The organism is Pseudomonas sp. LS-2 (genome assembly GCF_003605735.1).
In the GTDB taxonomy this organism is placed as follows: Bacteria; Pseudomonadota; Gammaproteobacteria; order Pseudomonadales; family Pseudomonadaceae; genus Aquipseudomonas.
On the sequence record NZ_QXTJ01000040.1, the window covers coordinates 1 to 22,947 of the forward strand.

Here is a 22,947-nt window from a genome sequence, read left to right on the forward strand (position 1 = left end):
AGTTTGGCGATGGCGCCGGGTGGCATCGTCAAGGTTTTGCTCGGGGCAGGCTGTCTGGAAACCCTGGAAATCGGTCGCTTTCAAGCCGAGATCCATCCGCTCGGTCCTTACCAGAATGGCAAGGGCGTGTACTACCGCGCACCGAATCCCGAGGCTCAGGCGTGGATCGAAAAACACGGGATCCCCTATGGCAGTTGGTAAGCGCATCTCGTGCGAAGCGGATCTTTTACGTCGTGCCTGGTCTTGCGAGGCGAGTCCGCGGGGCTGCGACGACGGCCATCAACTTGTTCATGCCCAGCGCATCGACCGGAATGCCATGCAGTCCATTGGCCATTTTTTTCAGTGTTCAAACGAGGAAGGAACGACCTATGTCCCGAGTAAAAAGCCTGCCACGCCTCACGGATCCAGAGAGAAAACACGCGCTGTTTCGGCGCCAGTTCGCCGTGGGCGCGTTCTGGTTGTCGCTACTGGCCCCGGCCCTCGCCAATGACAGCCTAACCGTCTGGGCGACGGTTGCGGGCACCAGTGAAATCACGGGGTGGACGAAGGATTTGACCACTCCATTCCACGGCAAACGGTTTTCGCAACTGGCCGTGGACGACGCGGCTGTGTTCGTCGCGAGCGACGGAGAAATTCGTGGACCGCATTTTGAAAGAGCGATTCTCGAACTTCGAGAAACCGTACCCGTACAGGTGAGCGATCTAACGATCGCCACCGCTTTGATCAGCTTGATCTGAGCGTATGGGTAACGGCAATGGCGTTTTTGCGGCAGATCTGAGGGTGTGTCGCAGGGCAGGGATTTCAGAGGTCAAGGAGCAGACGGATGAGCGAAGCCAATAGACAGATAGCAGAAAACAGTTCGGACCGGCATGACACGGTCGTCGAGTCGGCGCGGGGGGCTGCACAGTGTTATTTCCGTCCGGAGACAGAGGAGCTGGTGTTCATCGCTGGCAGTGAAATAGGGCCGTTCGAGTCGCACTGGCGCGAACTGATGACGGACATGGACGCATTTCATGAGGCCCGGACTCGCTATTCGCGTCTGCTTGAAACATACGGGCGCGCAGCCATGGAACCGCTGCGATCGGCGAGCCGTTTGGACGAACGCGCATCGGCCGTGGACAAGGCCGAGTCCGAGCTTGAGCAGACCCGCGAGCGTCTGCGCAAGAAACTTGGAGCATTTGCAAACATAGGCTCGGGCTATGACCAGGTGGTCGAGCTCATCCCGGTGGCGCAGGGGCCAAAGAACAAGGGGCGCGGCAAGGCACCCCGTTATGCCTACGTCAAGAAAGGTTATTTCAGCAAGACTCGGGAGGGAAACAAGCTGCACAGCGTGTCCTTGAAAGGCAATGAAAAGGACGGCGGCGCGGCGAGCATCTTTATCAGGGACAAGCATGGAAACACGCGAATCGATACACGGAAACTGGGCAAGCAACTGACGACGCTGCAATCGCCGAAGGTGAAATTCGATTTGCAGCGTGCGTTGAAACTCATGGGCTCGGACTTCGATCTGTCCACGCTCAACAAGGACTTCGTGCTGTTTGACTGGGCGCAACAGTGGAATGACAGCCTGCTCAGCGAGAGGCAAGTCAATGCCAACGTCGACGTTTCCAGCGGGGCGCAGTTCATGCGTTTCGTATCGAACGTCAGCGCCTATGGGCAGTTCGACCCCAACAACCAGCAAGCCAGCTTCAAAGGCGAAGCCAAAACCAGTCTGACGCTGGCTTCCGGTTGTGCAAACGCCACTTTTTACGCGCCGGACCGACTGGGATGGCCGTTGAGGATTGAGACGGAGGAAGGTAAGGCGTTCGATCTGGGCATGCTGCGGGTGCGTATGGAAACCGAGCTGAACGGTTTTCTGGGCGGGTCGGCGCAGCTTGAAGCGCAGTTGCAAGTGGTGATGGAGGGCGACAGACAGGGTGTGGCCGGTCAGCCCGGCGGACGCCTGCCGCGTTTTCGTGAGCGCAGGACCACCGGACGCCGGTTTCATCAGGCAATGGACGCCAATGATGAGGGGGTACAGCTGTCGGGTGAGGCATTTGCGGGGGTGCGCCTGGAGGGCAGCCTTAAAGGTTCGATCCAGTGGCTCAAACCGACACCTCCCCCCGATGAGTCGATATCGGGTGCGCTGCCGAACAATCAGGCCAGTGGCCAATTCACCACATTCTGCACGTTCGGTCACAGCATCGCGGGTTTGTTAGGCGCCGGCAGCGGAGGCAAGTTGCGCTGCACGTTCATCAACGGGAGGTTCTGCTTTCACGTCGCCGCAAGCCTGTGCTGGGGAGCAGGGGCCAAAGGTGCCTTTCTCGCGGAAGTGGATGCCGCGACGATCGCAGAGTTCGGTGCCTGGCTGGTGTACCAGTTGTACAGTCTGGATTATTCATTTTTTGACGTGGTTGAGAGGGAAACTTTCGAGGCTTACAGTCAATATTGCGTGATGCAAATGGCCAAGATGGAGGAGCAGCTGTATGAACGATATCTGGGGGAGCTGAAGATCGTCGATGATCTGAGCAATACATTCAGAGAATTTGTGGAAGACATATTGGCAGAAGGCCGACAAGCGGATGACGCATCGAAGAAACGCAATGTGCTTGCCCGTAATGTCATTCAATTCAAACTTGACTTGCTGCAGCATACGCCCGAATCAAAAGGAATTCTCCTGTACTTGCTGACGCGACACGGAAAGGCGGACCACGTTGACTCGGATAACAGAAGTTTGCTCGGTGACATTTATTCATCAAGAAAGGAGGCTGTGATCTGTGTGTTGTCAAGCATCCAGACCTTGTCTGAATGGGAGAAGGTGCTGTGCCGTATCTCAGTGGATGGAGTGAAGTTGTCCGAAGGTTTGAGTGACAATGAAACCATAAAACAACAGGAAGAAGACCTGGTGCGCTTTCTGCAGGAAGGCTACAACCGAGACGTGGATTTGCATCGAGCGAAATCAAGCATTCAGGCCATACATCACCGCTTGAAACGGGCGATCACGTATGGCTACGCACTGGCGTTCAACGACACCTGTTATTACTCGCTACATCGTCACGCCAATACACAATATCCCGGAGGCTGCGAGTTTGGCCCTTGGGGCGATGAGCAACTTCCAACCGTATAGGGTCCATAAAATATGAAGAGCGTGACGTTAGGAATTTGCGTGCTCTGTCTGCTGGCATTGCAGGCGTGTGACGGTACGCCAACTGCCGAAAATATTACAGGTCTGCAAGCGGACGACCCTGAATTGCAGGACTTCATCCAAGGGGTTCGAAACAACTTGGTATTCGTTCATGGCGGGGAATTTCTGATGGGGGATTACGGCATCGAATACGGTCCTGAAAAGTTGCGCTATGACAGCGATAGCGACAGTCAGCCACTCCACAAAGTGGAACTGTCCAGTTATTCCATCGGCAAATTTAAAACCACCAACGCTGAATATCAATTCTATCTGCGACGCAACGGACGGCAGTTAAGGAAACATGAGTATGACCGGGACGGCCGATGGGCCGCGACGGACACCGCCAGGCATACTCCGGCTCACGTTGACTGGTACGATGCTGAAAAATATTGCGGGTGGTTGGCGGCAATCAGTGATTTACCTTTTGCTTTGCCCACTGAAGCACAGTGGGAATATGCCGCCCGAAGCCGTGGCCAGTTCTTGATGGTGGCGACCGATGATGGCAGCTATAAAGCGGAGCCGCTGGGAAAAAGAACCCGGGATTACAACCCGAGAGGCATAAATATCTCAACCAGCGGTGATCGCGAAGCTTTTGGCAAACAGATGGGGTGGAAAACACGATATTTTTCACCGCTTCCCGTGGACATGTTCCTTCCCAATCCGTTAGGTCTCTATTCAATGTCCGACAACGGGTATGAATGGGTGAAGGATTGGTATGACCCTGCTTATTACCAAGACTCTCCGGTCAAGGATCCGCAGGGGCCGGTAAATCCGGTCCATCAAGATAAGTTCGGGCGTTATACCAAGGTGCTCCGAGGGCAGGCGCATGCTGATCCTTACTGGGGAGGTGGCGTGAATATTTATCGAAGTTCAGAGGACTCCTACTCTCGCTTCGGGAAGAAAGGATGGGTGACGGTGGATAATAATACCGTACGGTGCGTCGTCAACAGCTCTGAAACGTTGTCTGATCCATCACCAGGCATGTAGCGCAGAGCAACTTCAGGAAGCAGGTCGGCATTCAGATTTCCACGCGTTTGCAGTCACTGTCTGGCATCGCAATTGCGGGGGGAGATGTTTGTCCATGGAAATAACGGCGTATTCACTGTTTTTGGCAGTTTGATGCACGTGCAATGTAGGGAAGTCAAGGAGCTACGCTCGTGAAGTGGATGGCTGTTGCAAAACGCATTTTTACTTGTTGTCGGGCCAAGTGTTCTGGCGTTACTGTGGCTCATATTGGCGTAACATCAGGAGTCTGCCTGATTTGCGCGTTCGCATTGCAAGCGTGTGATAGCGAGTCCCCTGCCGAAAATAGGACGGCTGTACAAGAAGGGGGTCGTGAGTTACAGCATTTCATCCAGAGTATTAGAACTAACCTGGTATTTGTGCAGGGCGGCGAATTCTTGATGGGTGATTACGGTGCCAAGTACGGCCCTGAGAAGTTGCGCTACGATAGCGATAATGACAGTAAGCCGCTGCACAAGGTGGAACTGACCAGTTATTCCATTGGCAAATTCAAAGTGACCAACTCGGAATATCAGTTCTATCTACGACGTAATAGGCTCAAATTGAGGGTGCATGAAAATGACTGGGACGGGGAGGTTGCTGCTATGGACACCGCTAGTGATACTCCGGCACATGTCGACTGGTATGACGCTGAAAAATATTGCGGGTGGTTGGCGGCAATCAGTGATTTACCTTTTGCTTTACCCACTGAAGCACAGTGGGAATATGCCGCGCGAAGCCGTGGCCAATTCTTGATGGTGGCGACCGATGATGGCAGCTATAAAGCGGAGTCGCTGGGAAAAAGAACACGGGTTTACAGCCCTAGAGGCATAAATATTTCAACCAATGGTGACCGCGAAGCATTTGGTAAGGCAATGGCATGGAAGACAGACACGTTATCGCCACTTCCCGTGGACATGTTTCCTCCCAATCCGTTGGGTCTCTATTCAATGTCCGACAACGGTTATGAATGGGTGAAGGATTGGTATGACCCTGCTTATTACCAAGACTCTCCGGTCAAGGATCCGCAGGGGCCTGTAAATCCGGTCCATCAAGATAAGTTCGGGCGTTATACCAAGGTGCTCCGAGGACAATCTCATGCTGATCCTTACTGGGGAGGGGGCGTAAACGTGTATCGAAGTACAGAAGATCCCTATTCCCGCTTTGGAAAAAAAGGGTGGGTATCGGTGCGCAGTAATACCGTACGCTGCGTCGTCAATAGTGCTGCAAATTTGGGCGCCGCATCGCCAGTAAAGTAGCAGAGAGCACACTCAGGGAGCCGGTCGATAGTTGGATTATCACGCGCTTGCAGTCAATGCCTGGCTTTGCAACGGTGGGGAATCTGTTTGTCCGCCGTACGCCATTTTAATGGGTGCATTAGTGACACAGGTTGATGCGCTTGCACGATAAAAATCAAGGAACCCTTCCATTGAAGTTCACTGTTCCCGTCGCAAGTGGATCCCTTGATAAATGCGACGTAGCTAAATCGGTTGTTTTACCCATTACCGTTTGAACATAGGCCGGTCACGGCATCGGGAGGTGTGATGAGAAGTGTCATTCGCGAAGGCGACAAACTGTCGTCCGGAGGGGGCGTTATAACTGCCAGCAGCGGCATGACGTTCAACGGTATCAAGGTCGCCTGTGTCGGCGACCCGGTGTATTGCCCTCTGCCGGGGCACGGGGCCAATGCGATCGCCGAGGGCGATGGCGGCTCGACGTACCAGGGACGTGAGATAGCCCTGCATGGACATCGGTGCGAGTGCGGTTGCACGTTGATTTCCTCGCTACCTTGGGCCGGGAGGATTTGAGTTGCCTATCGAACTCGATGCGTTGCCGCCCAAGCTCCCGTTGCCGCGGGCGCCGCGCCAGGGGCGGTGGTGCCTGACACTGGTTCTTTGTTCGCTGCTGGTGGGCGTTGTGGTGCTGTGGTTCTGGCCGGACGATGGCTGGCCGGTATCGCTCTGGTTCTGGAGTTGTGCACTGGTATTTCCCGTGACCGCCGCTTTGGCGCTATTTGGCATGAGGCTGGTGGCCTACGAACGCCAACGGGACTACGCCATCAGCTGGAACATTGCCCGTGGGCAACAAGAGCAGGCCCTTGTACAGAGGGGCCAGCGTGGAATCGCGATAGTCGCTGCGTCCTATCGCTGTGCTGTCGGCAATAAGAACATCGCCAAGGCCCTAAGCGGCGGCGTGATTGCCCTGCAGCCGGCCATGAGGACCGGCGCCCATGTGCTTCTAAGCGTCCTGGACGAGGCGTCCACGGCAGCGAACCCGAGCCCAACAGAGGCGCAGTACCGCGAGCGATTGGCTTCGCACCTGGATCAGATCCTGACGGGCCTTGACGCGGATCTGCAGGACCACGCGCCAGACCAGCCGTTGCAGGTGCGTATTCGGCACAACCAAGTGTTGGACGATGACGCGATTCTGTCGTTATGGCGGGCTTGCCGGGGTGACCGGCCAGCCGACCGGGTTGTTTTCGCGAATGGAGATGACGGGCTGATGTGGCTAGATGCCTGGCTGGACGAGGCACAGCCATGCGCACGGCTGCTGTCAGTGGAAATCAATGTGCCTCTGGAGCCTGTCGCGGAGCAGGCGGAGTCGATCTCTGCCGTTTTGCTGGCGCCGGCTGACGAGTGCGCTGAGCGGGCCATTGCGATACAGGCGTCGGTCCATCGCCCGGTACGAATGACCAATCTGTCAGCGTCGCTGGATCTGGCGCTCCGATGGGGCCAGGTCGCGAAAGCCAGCAACGAATACAGGGTCTGGCTCAGTCAGTTACCCCCCGATTTTCCGGGGGAACTGAAGATTGCCATGTGCGCCTCGGGGGGATCGCCGGCCGCAGACCGCTGGAATCGACTGGACAGCACTCTGGGCTTGCCAGCCTGCGCGGTAGGCAACATGGCGTTGATTATCGCCAGTGAACAGGCACGCGCCGAAGGTGTGGCGCAGTTGCTCATCCTTCAGGACTCATCGGTCCAGGCATGTGTGGTCCAGCCGGTCTGAAGGTCATCGATAAGGAGTTTGTTGTGGAAAGGAAACGAATCGGTATCTGGATCGCTATCGCGTGCGTGCTGGCTGTTGGGCTGCTGCTGATCTGGGTTGATAACCCAGTGGTTTCGATAGCGACTGACGTTGAAAAATGGAAGGTCTCGGCGGGGTTACTGATGGGCTGTCTGGCACTTAGGTTGCTCGACGGGGGCGGTGCGTGGGCGACTCAGTCATCAGGGCGGATGGATTTCCTCTCGCGTTGGACAAGCAAGTCGGTGCAGCCGCAGGATTCGTCCGTACAGGACGAGGCCGATGACAGTGCCCGAGACCAATGCGTGTTGCACCTCCACCAACACTACGGCCCGTTCTGGCGCCTGCGCGTGCGTCTGTTGCTGGTCGTCGGCGAGCCGAAACAGATCGCCGCGATCGTGCCGGGTCTGGAAAAAAACCAGTGGCTTGAAGGGCAGGGCACGGTATTGCTGTGGGGTGGCAGCGTCCAGGAAAAGCTCGCGACATCCTTCTCCCGCTGGCGCGGCATGACCCGGGGACGGGCGTTGGACGGTGTGGTATGGGCGATGACCCGGCAGCAGAGTGAGGACGTGGCCGCGATGGCGGTGGGGGTGCGGCACCTGCAGGGGCTGGCCCAGTCGTTGCGCTGGCAGTTGCCGTTGCATGTGTGGCAGGTCTGCGAGAGCGACTGGTCGCAGAAGGGTCGCAGGCGTCAGCCTGCCGGGTCGCTGTTGCCGGCTTGCGTCAGTGGTGAGGATTTGGAGGCTCGGCTGACCGGGTTGCAGTTGCCGTTGCTCAAGCAGGGGTTTGCGCAGGTTCAAGCGCAGATGGCCCATGACTTTCTGATGCGGCTCTCCGGCGATCTGGCCCGCGGTGGGGCGGCCCATTGGCGTCGAATGCTTGCGCCTTTGCTGGCGCAATTCAGCCGTGGCGTGTTGCTGCGCGGCCTGTGGTTCGGTTTGCCGGTGGCGCAGACCGAGGTCGTGAGTAACGTCTGGCCGACGGATCCGGCGTGGGAGGGTCTGGTCGCCGACAAACCCGGCACCCGCCGTCTCGGCTGGCCACCCATTCGCATCGCCCATGCAGCGATGCTCACCGCAGCCACGCTCTATTTCGTCGGCCTGCTGGTGTCCGGATACAGCAACAGCACGCAGATCACGCAGGTGCAGCGCGCGCTGTTCGCGGTGCAGTCCTCCGAAGACCCCGACCGGCAACTGCTGGCCCTCAGCGAGTGGGTGCGCGAGCTGGGCCGTCTGGATCAGCGCGAGCGTGACGGCGGGCCTTGGTATCAGCGGTTGGGCCTGAGCCAGAACCGCACGTTGCTCGACACGTTGTGGCCGCAGTACGTGGCGGCCAACAACCGCCTGATGCGCGACCGTGCAGCGGACACCTTGCAGCGTCAGTTGCAGGCGTGGGTCGATCTGCCGGCGGGCAGCGCGGAGCAAAACGCGAGCGCCTCCGTGGCTTACGACCAGTTGAAGGCCTGGCTGATGATGGTTCGCCCGGAGCAGGCCGAGCCGGTGTTTCTGGCGCGGGTGCTGGGAGAATCCGAGCCTTCCCGTGACGGGGTTTCGCCCGGTGTGTGGCGGGAGGTCTCGCCCTTGCTCTGGCAGTTCTATGCCGAGCAGTTGGGCCGCCATCCGACCTGGCGCATCGGCACCGATCCGCAACGGGTGACCCAGGTGCGTCAGCGGTTGTTGGGGCTGCTGGCCCAGCGCAACGGCGAGGACGCGCTGTATCGGCAGGCGCTGGGATCGGTCGGCCAGCAGCATCCGGCCTTGCGGTTGCGGGACATGCTGGGGGAGGTCGCGCCGTGGCCGCTGATGTCTGGCGAGGGCAGCGTGGCGGGGGTGTTTACCCGCGAGGCGTGGGAAGGGCAGATCCGTGGGGCCATCGACGAGATCGCCAAGGCCCGTCGCGAGGAAATCGACTGGGTGCTCAGCGACAACCACACGGGCGTCGCCGCCGAGCTGAAGCCCGATGCCCTCAAGGCGCGGCTGACCGAGCGCTATTTCCGGGATTACGCCGCCGCCTGGCTGGGCTTTCTCAACAGTGTGCGCTGGCAGAAAGCCGACAGCCTGAGCCAGGTGATCGATCAACTGACCCTGATCAGCGACGCCCGCGAGTCCCCGTTGATCGCCCTGATGAACACGCTGGCCTGGCAGGGACAGGCGGGGCAAAGCACGGCGGCGTCCATCGGCCCGCTTGATACATCGCTTAAAAACGCCGCATTGAAAAACACCACGCCGCTCGACAATATCCCCGCTCTCGACACTGCGCTGGCGGGCCCGCTGGACGCGACCTTCGGGCCGCTGCTCACATTGATCGGCAAGGATTCAAAGGCCCGGACCGAGGATCAACGGCCGAACCTGCACGGCTTTCTGACCCAGGTCACCCGTGTGCGCCTGAAGTTGCAGCAGATCAGCAGCGCGCCCGATCCGCAGGGCATGACCCAGGCCCTGGCGCAGACCGTGTTTCAGGACAAGAGCATCGACCTCACCGACGCCCAGGCCTACGGCGGCTTGATCGCCGCGAGCCTCGGCGGACCATTGCGCGGGGTCGGACAGGCGCTGTTCGTGCAGCCGCTGGAGCAGGCCTGGCAAAAGGTGCTGCAACCGGCGGCGTCCAGCCTCAATCGCCAATGGCAGCAGTCGATCGTCGAGCACTGGGACGAGGCGTTCAACGGCCGCTATCCCTTCGCCGCCACCGGCAGTGACGCGTCGCTGCCGATGCTGGGCCAGATGATTCGCGCCGACTCCGGACGCATCGAGCAGTTCTTGCAGCGCGAACTGGGCGGCGTGCTGCGCAAGGACGGCAACCGCTGGGTCGCCGACCCCCGGCATAAACAGGCGTTGCGCATCAATCCGGCGTTTCTGGCGGCGATCAATCAACTCAGCCACCTGGCCGACGTGCTGTACACCGACGGCGGCATGGGCCTGGCGTTTGAACTGCGCGGCAAGGCGGTGCGCGATGTGGTGCAGACCACCTTCATGCTCAACGGCGTTCGGCATGAGTACTTCAACCAGAAGGAAAGCTGGCAGCGTTTCGCCTGGCCCGGCAGCACCGACTACCCCGGCGCGCGCCTGACCTGGACCAGCGTGCACACCGGTGCGCGGTTGTACGGGGATTTCGAAGGGACCTGGGGCTTGATTCGCCTTTGGAGAAAGCCCGGATCACGCCGCTGGACGACGGGGACAGCCGTTATCGGGTGGTGGTCGAAGCGCCCGATGGCCTGAACCTGTTGTGGCACTTGCGCACCGAGCTGGGGGCCGGGCCGATGAGTTTGCTGACGTTGCGGGACTTCACCTTGCCCAAGCAGATTTTTCTGGCATCCGCCAGATGACCTCGCTGCGCTAAAGGCGTCGACACACTGCGCCCGGTATCGCGCCGGGCGCACCAGCCATGAGCGACTTCCCGCAACCCAGTGCCACGTTTTGACAAAACAATGACATGGCGTCCGGATAATCGAGGTCGGTGGCGTAACGCCCCATGACACGAGTCTCGTTTTGCACGGAACCCCATGGATATCAAACACAGCCTTAAACAAAGGATTGTGATCGTTTTCGCCCTCATGAGCACATTGGTTGCCGGTGTCTTCGCCGTGGGCATCATTGCCACTGTGCACGTGGTGGAAAAACGTCTCACGACCATCAGCCTGGGCGGCAACCTGCACCGCCAACTGACCCAGGACCGCGTCGAGGACTGGCGCCACCGGCCGGAAAAGGACGAGCTCTTCTACGCTGACGAGGGCATTGGGGACGTGGCGATGAGCGACGACCTGAAAAACCTGAAGCCGGGCTTTCAGGAATTCTTTCGCGGCACTAAAGCCTATTACGCCATGGTCGAGACCGTCGGCGGCCGTCGCTATGTGCTGCTGCGCGATCAGGACCCGTTCGAAAAGCGTGAGCGCATCCTGTTCGCGGTGGTGCTGGTCGGTTTCATTCTCAGTGTCTTGCTGGCGATTCTGCTGGGCCGCCTGCTTGCCTCCCGGGTCATGGCGCCAGTGTCGCGTCTGGCCGGTCAGGTGCGCCATCGTGACCAGTTGCTGGAACTGGCGCCCACGCTGGCCCACGATTATGCCGGTGATGAAGTCGGGGCCCTGGCGCGGTCCTTCGATGAAACCCTGGGACGCCTGCGGGCTGCGCTCGGTCGGGAAAAACTGTTTACCAGCGACGTTAGCCATGAGCTGCGGACACCGCTCATGGTGCTGGCCACCTCCTGCGAGTTGTTGCTGGAATACCCGCGCCTTGACGAGCGGTCGCGCACGCAGGTGCAACGTATCAGCAAGGCGACTGCCGGGATGAATCAATTGGTGGAAACCTTTCTGTTGCTCGCTCGCACCGAGGGCAAGCACGCGCCGCTGGGCCAACAACATTCCAGCCTGTCGCAGATGGCCGAGGAGTTGGTCGACGTCTGGCGCCGCCCGATCGAGGAGAAAGGGTTGCAGTTCATCTACGAACCTGGGGCCGACGCGCCGATTCGCTTCAACGCGCCACTGTTGCGCTCGGTCATGGGCAACCTGCTGCGCAATGCCTGGCACTACACCGACCAGGGTTTCATCCGGCTGACCTTGACCCACCACGGTTTCAGCGTCGAGGACAGCGGCATCGGCATTCCCGAAGAGAAGCAGGCGGCAATGTTCCAGCCGTTCGTGCGGGGTGACGAACAGCGCGGTGAGGGGTTGGGTCTGGGCTTGTCGCTGGTCCAGCGGATTTGCGTCAACCAGCACTGGACGGTGGAGGTGACCCGTCGTGAGCCGGCCGGCTGCTGTTTTACGGTTGTGTTGGCTGCGCCGCAAACCGCAAGCCACTATGGCGTGAACGGCTGAGCCTTGGCGTTGAGTCGACAGACGTGCGTTCTACAGCAACCGTCTACGCTTTGTTCGTCGTGTCTGTGTTCCGTCGTTGACAGATCAGCGCACTGACAAGAGGAGTGTGTGTTGACATCGATCGCTTCGGAGTTCCTGTCGGGCGTCACCCCGGCGCGGGCCAGACGCCAGGCATGGAGTGCGGCGGGTCTGGCGCTCGTGCTGTTCATCGCTGCCAGCTGGAATGTGAGCATCGTCGGGTTCGACTCGCGCTTCGTGATGTTCGCCCAGGAAATGTTGCGCCACGGGCCGAGCCTGTTTCCCACCACATATGGCGAGCCCTACCCGGATTATTCCGGGTTCACGACCTGGCTGATCTACCTGGTGTCGTTGCCCCTGGGGCAGGTGACCAGTTTCAGCGCCTGGCTGCCGACCTGCATTGCTTCGGCGGTGACGGTCGGGTTGATCTACCGGCTGCTTGCACCCTATTCGCGACGCTGGGCGTGGCTGAGCATCGCCTTGATGCTGCTGAGCAATACCTTCATCACTGAAACCCGGGCAGTGTCGCTGGACCAGATGCTGGCGACCGTCTGTTTCGCGGTTTTCTACCTGGTGTATGCCCACGATCATTTCGAGGCTGCGCGCCGGTGGTGGCTGATCTTCGTGCTGCTTGCGCTGGGGTTTGCGATTCGGGGGCCTATCGGCCTGATAGTGCCGACCGGCATCGCCTGCAGTTATTACCTGATGAGCCGGCAATGGCGGCGTTTCGGGGTGTTCAGCCTCGGCGCGCTGTCGCTCCTGCTGCTGTGCACGCTGACACTGGTGCTGATGGCGAGAATCAGCGGCGGCCAGACGTTGATGGTGGAAGTGGTCCGAATGCAGATCACTGCGCCCATGGAGGGCAGCGAAGGGACGAGACGGCCACTCTGGTATTTCAGCAGCTCGCTGGGCAACTACGCGCTGGCCTATCCGTTGGCACTGGTGGTGCTGGGCACGGTCGTGCTCACGGCGCGCCGGCAATCCAGTGCTGCGTTGCATCTGTTGTACCTGTGTGCGTTCGCCGGGCTGGTGGTGATGGTCGGCCTGTCGATCCCCCAGGCGAAGAAGGCGCGTTATGTCCTGCCCATGCTGCCCATGGCCGCGATCATCGCAGCCTATCCGTTTCAGGTTCGAGCGGGCCGCGCGTTCTGGTGGTTGCGCGGGATGATTCTGACGTTGTGTTGTTTCATCCCCGGCGCCCTGATCGCCGGAATGCTCGCCGTGCGCCCGAGGTTTCCCGAGGCCCTGAACGACATCGGTCCGGTTCTGGTGGTGTTGGGGCTGCTGCAACTGATTGCACTGCCGTTGTTGATGCGCCCGCGTCTGAGGCTCTACGGTCTGCCGGCATGCGCGGTGCTGGCGGTCTGGATCAGTTACATCGGTGTCTTTGAGAAGGTCGAACGCGTGCTTTACGACACACGGCATTTCACCCAGGCCGTGCGCGAGGTGACACACGACGATGGCGCGCCGCTGGTCCTGCACGGCATGGGCAAGGACGCGAAAGGCATCAAGTTCATGGTCAATGTCGACCAGGATCTGCGGCCGGTCTTCACTCAAACGCCGGGGCAACTGGCTGCCGTGCCGGGGCCGGCCAACGTGGTGATGAGCAACAACGATTTTCAGCAACTGCACGGGACGCCGTTGGGTGTCTTGCCGGTCTGGTTCAGCGGGCGGTTCGACAAGGAAGATTACGTTCTGCTGCGCGTGCCAGGGCCGTGACACCCACGCATGTCCCTTGCGGCTAATACCCGGGTATGAGGGGGCTACACCAACGCGCTAGCTGACGGAACTCGAGCATGAACGACAGCGGCGAGATGCGCCGTTAGAGTAATCACATGCCGCAACACAAGGCTCCTGCGGGGCCGATCAGATCCGGTTGTAAGGGCAGGCGGCTATTGATCTCACTCACCGGGCGAATCGCCCAAGAGGTTGACATGCTGACCCGAAACGATCTGCGCCGCACCGACATGAGCCTGCTGGTGATCTTCGAAGCCATGATGAATGAGCGCAACGTCAGTCGGGTCGGCGAAAAGCTGTTTCTCGGCCAACCTGCGGTGAGCAATGCGCTGTCCCGCCTGCGCACGCAGTTCGGCGATCCGCTGTTCATCCGCAACGGACGCTGCATGGAGCCCACCGCCCGTGCCGAGGACCTGTTCCAGATTCTCACGCCGTTGCTCGACACCATCGCGATCACCCTCAGCCAGACCTCCGATTTCGATCCGGCCCATAGCACAGGGACCTTTCATATCGGGCTTTCGGACGACGTCGAGTACGGGCTCGTGCCGCCACTGCTGCGGCGCCTGCGTCAGGAAGCACCGGGCATCCGGCTGGTGATTCACCACACCGATTGCAACCGGATGTCTGCGCTGCTGGCCAGTGGTGAGATATCGGTGGGGATCAGTTACACCAGCGAGCTGCCGGCGACTGCCAAGCGCAAGTTTCTGCGCATGATCAGGCCCATGGTGCTGCGCGCCGACACGGCCCGGGGCGGTCTGAGCCTGGACGAGTTCTGTCACAGACCGCATGCGGCCGTGGCCTCCATGGGGTCGCTGGTGATGGACACCGATCGCGCGTTGAAACGCATGGGACGCAGCCGTCAGGTGGTCCTCGATGTGCCGCAATTCAGTGCGCTGGCCGTGCTGCTGGCAGACAGCGACCTGTTGGCCGTGGTGCCGGACTATGTGGCCAGGGCCATGGCGTCAGGCAATCAGCTTCGCGCCGAAGCGGTTCCGATGGAATTGAGTGCCTTCGAATTGTCGATGGTCTGGCGCGGCGTCGCCAACAACGACCCCGCGGAGCGTTGGTTGCGTTCACGCTTCAGCGAACTGCTCAGTGACAACAGCCGCCATCCGCTTTCGGTGGTAGCCGCTTGATTCGCCGCATTGCTGGAAGTACCCCACCGTTACCCCGCGGAGCGTGGGAACGATCAGTCAAATGGACGCCGGAACATTTGCCGCCCTGGTGTGTATGGCCGAAGCACCGGGTTTGAACAACGGCAAACAGCATCTCTATACGCACGTATGATTATGTCGCGGCGGGCAGGGGGTATCGTGTGGTCAGGGACAGTCAGCAGACTCGACCAATTCAATGGAAGGTGCATCAATTGGTCACACGTGCGGCAATAGCCATTATCGATGATGACGAAAACGTTCGAATATCGCTGGACAGTCTGCTACGTGCCTGCGGTTATCGCGTACAACTGTTCGAAAGCGCCGAACACTTCCTGAATTCCGATGCCATCGCCGCGGTGGATTGTCTGGTGTCCGACATCCAGATGCCTGGCATGAGCGGAGTGCAGATGTACCAGCAACTGCTCAACGACGGGCATTGCATGCCTGCCATCTTCATCACGGCCTCCGCCGACCAGACATCCCGTCGCACAGCCCAGAGGCTCGGTGCCTGTTGCTACCTGTCCAAGCCTTTCGAAAGCGAGGAGTTGGTCGCTTGTCTGAATCTTGCGCTGAACACAGCTGAGCGCTAACCAACCGCCTCCTCGTATTCGCTTCAACTTTTCACCCGTTTCCTCCCCCGGGCGCGTTCAGCGCAGCGCTTCACTATACAAAAGTATGAGTGATTAAAGCCGTGTCACTAAGTTGCCCAACGTACGCAGCCATGACAGCCGCTACGCGTCAGATCGCACGAGGGGCCGACAGCCAGTCATAAGACGCCCATTGCTGTTGCGGGATCGGCAGGTTACAGGAGTCTCCGCGACCGATCGGGAAATACTGGAAGCCCCGTTTGGCCAAGCGTTCGGTGTCGTACAGGTTACGACCGTCGAAGATCACCGGGGCCTTGAGACGTTGCTGGATCAGGTCGAAGTCCGGCGCCTTGAACTGTTGCCATTCCGTGCACACGATCAACGCATCGGCGCCCAGCAATACCGATTCGGGGGTGCCCATCAGCATCAGGTTCGCCTGTTCGGCATATAAACGCTGGGTTTGCTGCATGGCTTCCGGGTCAAAGGCGCGCACGGTGGCGCCTGCCGCCCACAATGACTCCATCAGCACGCGGCTGGGGGCGTCGCGCATGTCATCGGTGTTGGGTTTGAACGCCAGACCCCAGAGGGCGAAGGTCCTGCCGTTGAGCTCACCTTTGTAAAAAGCGTTGATCCGCTCGAACAGTTTGTTTTTCTGCCGCTCGTTGATGTTCTCGACCACGTTGAGCAGATCGTTCGAGCAGCCGGCTTCTCGGGCGCTGTGGATCAGCGCACGGATGTCCTTGCCGAAGCATGACCCACCATAGCCGCAGCCGGGGTAGATGAAGTCGTAACCGATGCGTGAATCGGCACCGATACCCAGCCGTACGGACTCCACATCGGCCCCCAGATGCTCGGCCAGTTCGGCGATCTGGTTGATGAAGCTGATCTTGGTCGCCAGCATGCAGTTGGCGGCGTATTTGGTCAGTTCCGCGCTGCGCACGTCCATGAGGATGATGCGTTCGTGGTTGCGGTTGAAGGGCGCATACAGTTCGCGCATGACCGCAAATACATCCGGGTTGCTGCAGCCGATGACGATGCGGTCCGGCCGCCGACAGTCCTTGACCGCCGATCCTTCCTTGAGAAATTCGGGATTGGAGACGATATCGAACTTCAGCAGCCGGGCAGACTGGCGCAGGTGGTGTTCGATATGGCTGCGCAGTGCATCGCCGCTGCCGACAGGTACGGTGGATTTTTCGACGATGATCACCGGGGCCGTGCGATGCCGGGCAATGGCTTCGCCGACGGCGAAGAAGCCGCTCAAGTCGGCCGAGCCATCTGCACGGGAAGGGGTGCCCACCGCAATGAACAAGACGTCAGCGTGTTCGACTGCGCGCTTTTCATCAGTGGTGAAATGCAACCGGCCAGCTTCCAGGTTCTCCCGCACCAGACTCTCCAGGCCCGGCTCGTAGAGGGTCACATGGCCTTTGCTCAGTTGCTCGACCTTGGCCGGATCGATGTCCATGCACACCACATCGTGGCCGACTTCCGCCAGCACGGTGGCCTGTACCAGCCCCACATAACCGCTACCAAAGACGCTTATCTTCATCGCGAAAGTTCCAGCTCCTGATTTCACGGTCCAGCATGAAGAGCCAGTGCTTCAATGGTGTGACGGGCGAGACCCATGGCCGGGACAGGCGAGAGTTTTTTGGGGGAGTATCCGGGGTCAGTCCTTCGCGGAATGATCCGTTGCCTTTATTTCGCTTGTGAAGGTGACGGCGACATCGCTTAGATGAGCGCCATTCCCACAGTCCGCAGGGCGCTTGAACATGGCTTTCCCATCCGTCAGCAATTCCATTTCCTTCGTTCATCCCGTCAGTCTCTCCCACGGAAAAAACGCCGAGGTCTGGGATGTCGAGGGCAAGCGCTACATCGACTTCGTGGGTGGCATCGGTGTGCTGAACCTGGGCCACTGCCATCAGCGGATCGTCAAGGCGATCTGCGAGCAGGCGCAGCGCATGACCCATTACGCGTTCAATGCCGCGCCCCATGTGCCTTATCAGCAGTTCATCGAGCGTCTGGCGGCTTTCATTCCGGTCAGTTATCCGGTCAGTGGCATGCTGACGAACAGCGGTGCGGAGGCCGCCGAAAACGCGCTGAAGATCGTCCGGGGGCACACCGGGAAGTCTGCGGTGATTGCGTTCGATGGCGCGTTTCACGGGCGTACCCTCGCCACTTTGAACCTCAATGGCAAAGTCGCGCCGTACAAACAGAAGGTCGGGGCGCTGCCTGGGCCGGTGTTCCACTTGCCATACCCCAGCGCGGACAACGGCGTCACGCTCGCCGAGACGCTCAAGGCCATGGACCGGTTGTTCAGTGTGGAAATCGACATCGATGAAGTGGCCTGTTTCATCATCGAACCGGTGCAGGGCGAGGGTGGGTTTCTGGCACTGGATGTCGAGTTCGCCCACGTGTTGCGCAAGCTGTGTGATGAGAAGGGCATCGTGTTGATCATCGATGAGATTCAGTCGGGCTTCGGTCGCACCGGGGCGCGGTTCGCGTTCAGTCGCTTGGGGATCGAGCCGGACCTGCTGTTGCTCGGTAAAAGCATCGCGGGCGGTGTGCCGCTGGGTGCGGTGGTCGGACGCAAAGCGTTGATGGACACCCTGCCCAAGGGCGGACTGGGGGGAACCTATTCCGGCAACCCGATGGCCTGCGCGGCGGGGCTGGCCACGCTGGACGAGATGACCGATGCCAACCTTGCGGCGTGGGGCGAGCGGTACTCGGCCAGCGTGCTGACGCGTTACGAACAATGGCAGACGCAGAAGCTGTCGCCTTATCTGGGGCGCCTGACCGGTGTCGGTGCCATGCGCGGCATCGAATTGCTCACACCGGACGGCCAGCCGGCGACGGCGCAAATGGCGCAGTTGCTGGCCAGCGCGCGGGAGCAGGGGCTGTTGCTGATGCCCAGCGGCAAATCCCGGCACATCATTCGCCTGTTGGCACCGCTGACCATCGAACCCGAGGTGCTGAACGAAGGGCTGGATATCCTCGGGCGGTGCCTGGCGGATCTACCGTAGCAGCACGGCTTGCCGGCGGTTGTGATCCTGGGTACGGCACCGCCGGCAACCCGGACGGCTACAGGATTGACTGTCGCCTTTCGATTGTCACCGCAGGCCTCGGTCTTTTTCGTGATCTGCCTCGATAAAACGCACGTATGGGTTATGGCGTACTCCAAAGCGTTGCATTCACCGAAAGCGAGTCAGTGGCCATGAGCCAGAAAACGCCAGCACACGATCCCGTCTCGACAACGCCTGCCGACGACACCCCGGAATATCCGCTCTCGGCGCCGATCAAACCCGACGATCCGGAACGACGCAGCGAGCAGTCCCGCGCCGAAACCGAAGGCTGTGCCGAAGAACCGCAGGACCCTGAGCCCGACCGGAACACGTGAGGTTGAACCGGCGTCGTGACGTAAGTCCGCGCCACTCATCGTGATTGGTCTTGGAATAGGCCGGCAAACGCGGAAGAGTGCGTCATTTCGTGCGCACGATCTGCGTCAATCGATACGCCGAAGTCCACCTGCGGAGGACAGACATTTGAACCAGCTAAAACGCCTTCAGAGCGGCATTGAAGGACTCGACGAGCTGCTCAAAGGAGGATTCGTCGCTGGGTCCTCGTACATCATCCAGGGGCGTCCGGGCTCCGGTAAAACCATTCTGGCGAACCAGATCGGCTTCCATCATGCGCGCACCGGAGGCCGTGTTCTGTTTGCCACGCTGCTGGCAGAGCCCCATGAGCGCCTGTTCCAGTTTCTGTCCACGCTGAGCTTTTTCGACAAAGACAGGATCGGCGACCAGATCCAGTTCGTCAGCGCTTTCGACACCATGGAAAACGACGGGCTGGAAGAAGTCGTCAAGCTGCTGCGCCGCGAAATCGTTCGGCAGAAATCCACCGTGATGATTCTCGACGGCCTGCTCAACGCCCGTTCTCGGGCCGACTCGCCGATCAACACCAAACGCTTCATCTCCGAATTGCAGGGCCACGCCGCATTCGCCGGCTGCACGGTGTTCTTCCTCACCAGTTCGCAACTGGACGATGGCAGCCCGGAACACACCATGGTCGATGGCGTTCTGGAGTTGGGGGAGGAACAGGTCGGCACGCGGTCGATCAGGCGTATCAAGCTGCGCAAGACCCGTGGCAGCGCTGCTATTCCCGGCACCCATGAATGCGAGATCACCGAAAACGGTCTGGTGGTCTACCCACGGCTGGAAAGCATCTTCACCTGCTCGGCCCTGCGCGACAGCGACCATTTCGCCACGATCCCCAGTGGTCTGCAAACGCTGGACCCGTTGATCGGAGGAGGGCTGGTGCAGTCTTCCGTGACACTGTTGCTCGGACCTTCAGGCGCCGGAAAAACCTCGTTCGGTATCACCTTTCTCGGGCAGTCCACCGCCGACGAGCCGGGGCTGCATTTCGGTTTCTATGAGTCGCCGCAGCGCTTGCGCATGAAAGCCGCTTCGTTGGGGCTGGACTTCGCCGCGATGGAACAGTCCGGCGCGCTGACGATCCTGTGGAAATCGATCACCACCGAGCTGGTCGACAAACTGGCCATGGACTTGCTGCGGGTCGTGGAAGAGAAATCGATCAAACGCGTGTTCCTCGACAGCCTGGGCGGGATGACCCGCGCGGCGGCCGACACGTCACGGATGCTGGACCTGTACACGGCCTTGATGGGCGAACTGCGGGCCAGAAATGTCACCGTGGTCGCGTCCTGGGAGGTGCGCAGTTTGCTGGGGGGCGAAATCGATGCGCCGGCGCCGGACCTGTCAGGCTTCGTCGATAACCTGCTGATGCTGCGGTTCGTTCAGGAAGCGGCTGAACTTAAACGCCAGTTATCGATTCTTAAAATCAGGGACAACCCCTTCGACCCCGCGCTGCTGGAACTCTCCATCGGTCATCAGGGGCTAGACGTGAAAAAGGTTCAATTCCATGCCCTTGGCGACACTATTAACGCGTAGAGTTCGCGGTCGCCATCACGCCCACACCGGGTTCAGCGGATCGGGGGCATCATGACCACGATTCTGATCGTCGACGACGAATATCTGATCGCCGACATCCTGAGCTTCGCGCTTGAAGACGAAGGCTATCTCACCGTGACAGCGGGCAGCGGTCATCGCGCGCTGAGCATTCTTGATCGGGAAAAACCGCAATTGGTCATTACCGACTACATGATGCCGGGCATGAACGGCATCGAACTGGCGGAGGCAGTGCGCCGACATGCCTCGTTCGGGCATGTGCCGATCGTGCTGATGAGCGGGGCCCAGGCGCATCTGGGGGTGGCCCGGCCAGACCTGTTCGTCGACGTCTTCGACAAGCCCTTCGACGTTGAAGCGGTGTTGACGCGGGTCAAGGCCCTGCTGGGCCCGGATGACCCGCACGACTGACAGGACTGGCGGCCGATAACGTCAAGCGCCGTTCGAGAACGGCGCGCCTTTCTGGCGACGCGCGAGACGAAATCGTCATCGGCTGCGCCGTAGGCTTGGCACCCTGAATTCTCCATAATGCGCCCATGCCCTACTCACTGCCCGAGACAATCATGCAATCACCCGCGCAGCCATCGACATTGCTCTCTCAGGAAGACCGCTATCGACTGCTGGTCGATGCCGTATTCGACTACGCGATCTACATGATTGACACCCAGGGCATCGTGCGCAGCTGGAATTCGGGTGCCCGGCGCATCAAGCAGTATGACGAGGCGCAAATCATCGGCCGTCCGTTCTCGCTGTTCTACACCGAAGAAGACCGACTGGCGGGGCTTCCGGCCCGCGCCCTTGAGATCGCCGCGACGTCCGGTCGCTTCGAGGGCGAGGGCTGGCGGGTCCGCCAGGACGGCACCCGGTTGTGGGCATCGGTGGTCATCGACCCGATCCATGCCGGCGACGGTTCGCTGATCGGCTACGCCAAGGTCACCCGCGATCTGACCGAGCGCAAACAGGCCCAGGAGGCGCTGCGCGACAGCGAGCGGCAGTTCAGCCTGCTGGTGCAAGGCGTCACCGATTACGCCCTGTACATGCTCGATCCCAACGGCATCATCACCACCTGGAACGCTGGTGCCCAGCGAATCAAGGGCTACGAACCCAGCGAAGCGATCGGTCAGCACTTCTCGCTGTTTTTCGAGCGCGCCGACGCCGACGCGGGCAAGCCGCAGCGGTCGTTGGAGATTGCTCAACGGGAAGGTCGCTTCGAGGGGCAGGGCTGGCGCGTGCGCAAGGACGGCTCGCGGTTTCTGGTGCACGTCGTCATCGATCCGATTCGCAACGACGCCGGTCTGCTCATAGGTTTTGCCAAGATCACCCGGGACATCACCGACTCCGTTCAAGCGCAGACAGCCCTGAAAGAAGCGCGGGAGGCCCTCTATCAAGCGCAGAAGATGGAATCCATCGGCCAACTCACCGGAGGCATCGCCCATGACTTCAACAACCTGCTGACCGTGATTCTGGGTAGCCTCGGCATCGTCAAGAAACGCCTGGGGACCGATGCCAAGACCCTGTCTCTGGTCGAGAACGCGATTGCCGCCGCCCAGCGCGGCTCTTCCTTGACTCAACGCATGCTGGCGTTCGCCCGTCGTCAGGAACTGGACCCGCAGCCGGTGGATGTCGGCACGCTGATTCGCGGCATGTCGCAATTGCTGGGCAGTTCGCTGGGGCCGAACATCGCGGTCGAAACCCGGTTTCCGCTGCTGCTGCGCCCGGTCTTCGTCGACCCAGGCCAGCTGGAAATGGCCCTGATGAACCTGATGATCAACGCCCGGGACGCCATGCCCGACGGCGGCAGCGTGATCGTCTCGGCGCGCGAGGCCTTGTTTTCCCTGAGCCCTGACTCGACGGCAGAAGACNACGAGGCCACCCTGCAACGCGCGATGGAGCCGTTTTTCACTACCAAGGGGTTGGGCAAGGGCACCGGACTGGGGCTTTCGATGATTCACGGGCTGGCCGAGCAGTCGGGCGGCAAGTTGATTCTCAAGAGCACCGAAGGGGGTGGAACGACGGCCGAGCTGTGGTTGCCGATCTCCTCGATCACCGCGGAGCGGGCCCAAACGCTTAATCAACAGGCGTCAGAAGGCGTGGCACCGCTCAGTGCGCTCAAAGTGTTGTTCGTCGATGACGACCCGCTGGTGCTGTTGAGTACTCGGGCCATGGTCGAGGATCTGGGGCATCAGGTCTTCACGGCGTGCGATGGTGTCGAGGCGCTGGAGCTGATTCAGGGCCACGATGATTTCGATCTGGTGATCACTGACCACGCCATGCCTAACATGTCGGGGCCGGAACTGGCGCAACGCATCGCGGTACTGTTCCCGGCGTTGCCGATCATCATTTCCTCAGGGTTTACCGACTCACCCTTGAGCGTGTCGTCGGGTGTCATGCGTTTGCCCAAACCGTTCAACCAGCAAGAACTGGCCCGGGCAATAGCGCTGATCAGGGCCTGAGACTGCGCCTGCACCGAGCGTTGCGTCACGGC

18 protein-coding genes and 1 pseudogene are annotated in these 22,947 nt (G+C 60.1%); 18 read left to right on the forward strand and 1 reads right to left on the reverse strand.

Going from position 1 to position 22,947, the window contains the following annotated elements; all coding sequences use genetic code 11:
* The 12 genes from D3M70_RS25630 to D3M70_RS25685 form a co-directional block, all read left to right on the forward strand.
* On the forward strand, positions 1 to 201 hold a 201-nt coding region (locus tag D3M70_RS25630), incomplete at its 5' end, for a DUF2931 family protein (RefSeq protein WP_120128437.1).
* A 167-nt stretch (positions 202 to 368) separates the two neighbouring features.
* A complete protein-coding gene (locus D3M70_RS25635; RefSeq protein WP_165869888.1) occupies positions 369 to 737 on the forward strand; it encodes a DUF2388 domain-containing protein in 369 nt (122 codons plus the stop codon).
* An 86-nt stretch (positions 738 to 823) separates the two neighbouring features.
* Entirely contained in the window at positions 824 to 3,106 is a 2,283-nt protein-coding gene (locus D3M70_RS25640; protein ID WP_120128441.1) for an ATPase, read from the forward strand.
* A gap of 12 nt (positions 3,107 to 3,118) precedes the next feature.
* The gene (locus tag D3M70_RS25645; RefSeq protein WP_120128443.1) at positions 3,119 to 4,150 is read left to right on the forward strand and encodes a formylglycine-generating enzyme family protein; all 1,032 of its coding nucleotides are present in this window, start codon (positions 3,119 to 3,121) and stop codon (positions 4,148 to 4,150) included.
* 179 nt (positions 4,151 to 4,329) lie between these two features.
* Positions 4,330 to 5,424, forward strand: coding sequence for an SUMF1/EgtB/PvdO family nonheme iron enzyme (locus D3M70_RS25650; RefSeq protein ID WP_256659997.1), 1,095 nt, complete (start codon positions 4,330 to 4,332; stop codon positions 5,422 to 5,424).
* A 285-nt stretch (positions 5,425 to 5,709) separates the two neighbouring features.
* Positions 5,710 to 5,973, forward strand: coding sequence for a PAAR domain-containing protein (locus D3M70_RS25655; RefSeq protein WP_120128447.1), 264 nt, complete (start codon positions 5,710 to 5,712; stop codon positions 5,971 to 5,973).
* A 1-nt stretch (position 5,974) separates the two neighbouring features.
* On the forward strand, positions 5,975 to 7,171 hold the full coding sequence (locus D3M70_RS25660; protein ID WP_120128449.1) for a hypothetical protein: 1,197 nt from the start codon (positions 5,975 to 5,977) through the stop codon (positions 7,169 to 7,171).
* 23 nt (positions 7,172 to 7,194) lie between these two features.
* Positions 7,195 to 10,401, forward strand: coding sequence for an ImcF-related family protein (locus D3M70_RS25665; protein WP_305955107.1), 3,207 nt, complete (start codon positions 7,195 to 7,197; stop codon positions 10,399 to 10,401).
* A gap of 284 nt (positions 10,402 to 10,685) precedes the next feature.
* Positions 10,686 to 11,993: a HAMP domain-containing sensor histidine kinase gene (locus D3M70_RS25670; protein WP_120128451.1), complete on the forward strand. Its 1,308-nt coding sequence runs from the start codon at positions 10,686 to 10,688 to the stop codon at positions 11,991 to 11,993.
* Positions 11,994 to 12,104: 111 nt separating this feature from the next.
* Positions 12,105 to 13,730, forward strand: coding sequence for an ArnT family glycosyltransferase (locus D3M70_RS25675; RefSeq protein WP_375233043.1), 1,626 nt, complete (start codon positions 12,105 to 12,107; stop codon positions 13,728 to 13,730).
* Between the two features lie 215 nt (positions 13,731 to 13,945).
* Positions 13,946 to 14,884, forward strand: a complete 939-nt coding sequence (locus D3M70_RS25680; RefSeq protein ID WP_305955108.1) for a LysR family transcriptional regulator — start codon at positions 13,946 to 13,948, stop codon at positions 14,882 to 14,884.
* A 230-nt stretch (positions 14,885 to 15,114) separates the two neighbouring features.
* The gene (locus D3M70_RS25685; protein WP_120128453.1) at positions 15,115 to 15,492 is read left to right on the forward strand and encodes a response regulator transcription factor; all 378 of its coding nucleotides are present in this window, start codon (positions 15,115 to 15,117) and stop codon (positions 15,490 to 15,492) included.
* Between the two features lie 148 nt (positions 15,493 to 15,640).
* Here the strand turns inward: D3M70_RS25685 and D3M70_RS25690 are convergent, their stop codons facing one another.
* The gene (locus D3M70_RS25690; protein ID WP_120128455.1) at positions 15,641 to 17,035 is read right to left on the reverse strand and encodes a UDP-glucose/GDP-mannose dehydrogenase family protein; all 1,395 of its coding nucleotides are present in this window, start codon (positions 17,033 to 17,035) and stop codon (positions 15,641 to 15,643) included.
* 220 nt (positions 17,036 to 17,255) lie between these two features.
* Between D3M70_RS25690 and D3M70_RS25695 the strand changes: the two genes are divergently transcribed.
* From D3M70_RS25695 to D3M70_RS33705, 6 genes and pseudogenes are all read left to right on the forward strand, one after another.
* Positions 17,256 to 18,506, forward strand: coding sequence for an aspartate aminotransferase family protein (locus tag D3M70_RS25695; protein WP_120128457.1), 1,251 nt, complete (start codon positions 17,256 to 17,258; stop codon positions 18,504 to 18,506).
* Positions 18,507 to 18,697: 191 nt separating this feature from the next.
* Positions 18,698 to 18,880 carry a hypothetical protein gene (locus tag D3M70_RS25700; protein WP_133306518.1) on the forward strand — a complete coding sequence of 61 codons (183 nt, stop codon included), beginning with the start codon at positions 18,698 to 18,700 and terminating at the stop codon, positions 18,878 to 18,880.
* Positions 18,881 to 19,025: 145 nt separating this feature from the next.
* Entirely contained in the window at positions 19,026 to 20,447 is a 1,422-nt protein-coding gene (locus D3M70_RS25705; protein ID WP_120128461.1) for an ATPase domain-containing protein, read from the forward strand.
* Positions 20,448 to 20,498: 51 nt separating this feature from the next.
* Positions 20,499 to 20,873: a response regulator gene (locus tag D3M70_RS25710; protein WP_120128463.1), complete on the forward strand. Its 375-nt coding sequence runs from the start codon at positions 20,499 to 20,501 to the stop codon at positions 20,871 to 20,873.
* A gap of 152 nt (positions 20,874 to 21,025) precedes the next feature.
* The coding region (locus D3M70_RS25715; RefSeq protein ID WP_256659984.1) for a PAS domain-containing sensor histidine kinase at positions 21,026 to 22,324 on the forward strand (1,299 nt) is incomplete at its 3' end.
* A gap of 1 nt (position 22,325) precedes the next feature.
* Positions 22,326 to 22,915, forward strand: a pseudogene (locus tag D3M70_RS33705) (response regulator); the annotation flags it as partial.
* Positions 22,916 to 22,947 lie beyond the last annotated feature (32 nt).

Bases quoted from the DNA above. Each gene is read 5' to 3' on its own strand.
- D3M70_RS25655 (WP_120128447.1), top strand. From the start codon at position 5,710: ATGAGAAGTGTCATTCGCGAAGGCGACAAACTGTCGTCCGGAGGGGGC.
- D3M70_RS25645 (WP_120128443.1), top strand. From the start codon at position 3,119: ATGAAGAGCGTGACGTTAGGAATTTGCGTGCTCTGTCTGCTGGCATTG.
- D3M70_RS25680 (WP_305955108.1), top strand. From the start codon at position 13,946: ATGCTGACCCGAAACGATCTGCGCCGCACCGACATGAGCCTGCTGGTG.
- D3M70_RS25690 (WP_120128455.1), bottom strand. From the start codon at position 17,035: ATGAAGATAAGCGTCTTTGGTAGCGGTTATGTGGGGCTGGTACAGGCC.
- D3M70_RS25695 (WP_120128457.1), top strand. From the start codon at position 17,256: ATGGCTTTCCCATCCGTCAGCAATTCCATTTCCTTCGTTCATCCCGTC.
- D3M70_RS25710 (WP_120128463.1), top strand. From the start codon at position 20,499: ATGACCACGATTCTGATCGTCGACGACGAATATCTGATCGCCGACATC.
- D3M70_RS25640 (WP_120128441.1), top strand. From the start codon at position 824: ATGAGCGAAGCCAATAGACAGATAGCAGAAAACAGTTCGGACCGGCAT.
- D3M70_RS25670 (WP_120128451.1), top strand. From the start codon at position 10,686: ATGGATATCAAACACAGCCTTAAACAAAGGATTGTGATCGTTTTCGCC.
- D3M70_RS25650 (WP_256659997.1), top strand. From the start codon at position 4,330: ATGGCTGTTGCAAAACGCATTTTTACTTGTTGTCGGGCCAAGTGTTCT.
- D3M70_RS25700 (WP_133306518.1), top strand. From the start codon at position 18,698: ATGAGCCAGAAAACGCCAGCACACGATCCCGTCTCGACAACGCCTGCC.
- D3M70_RS25635 (WP_165869888.1), top strand. From the start codon at position 369: ATGTCCCGAGTAAAAAGCCTGCCACGCCTCACGGATCCAGAGAGAAAA.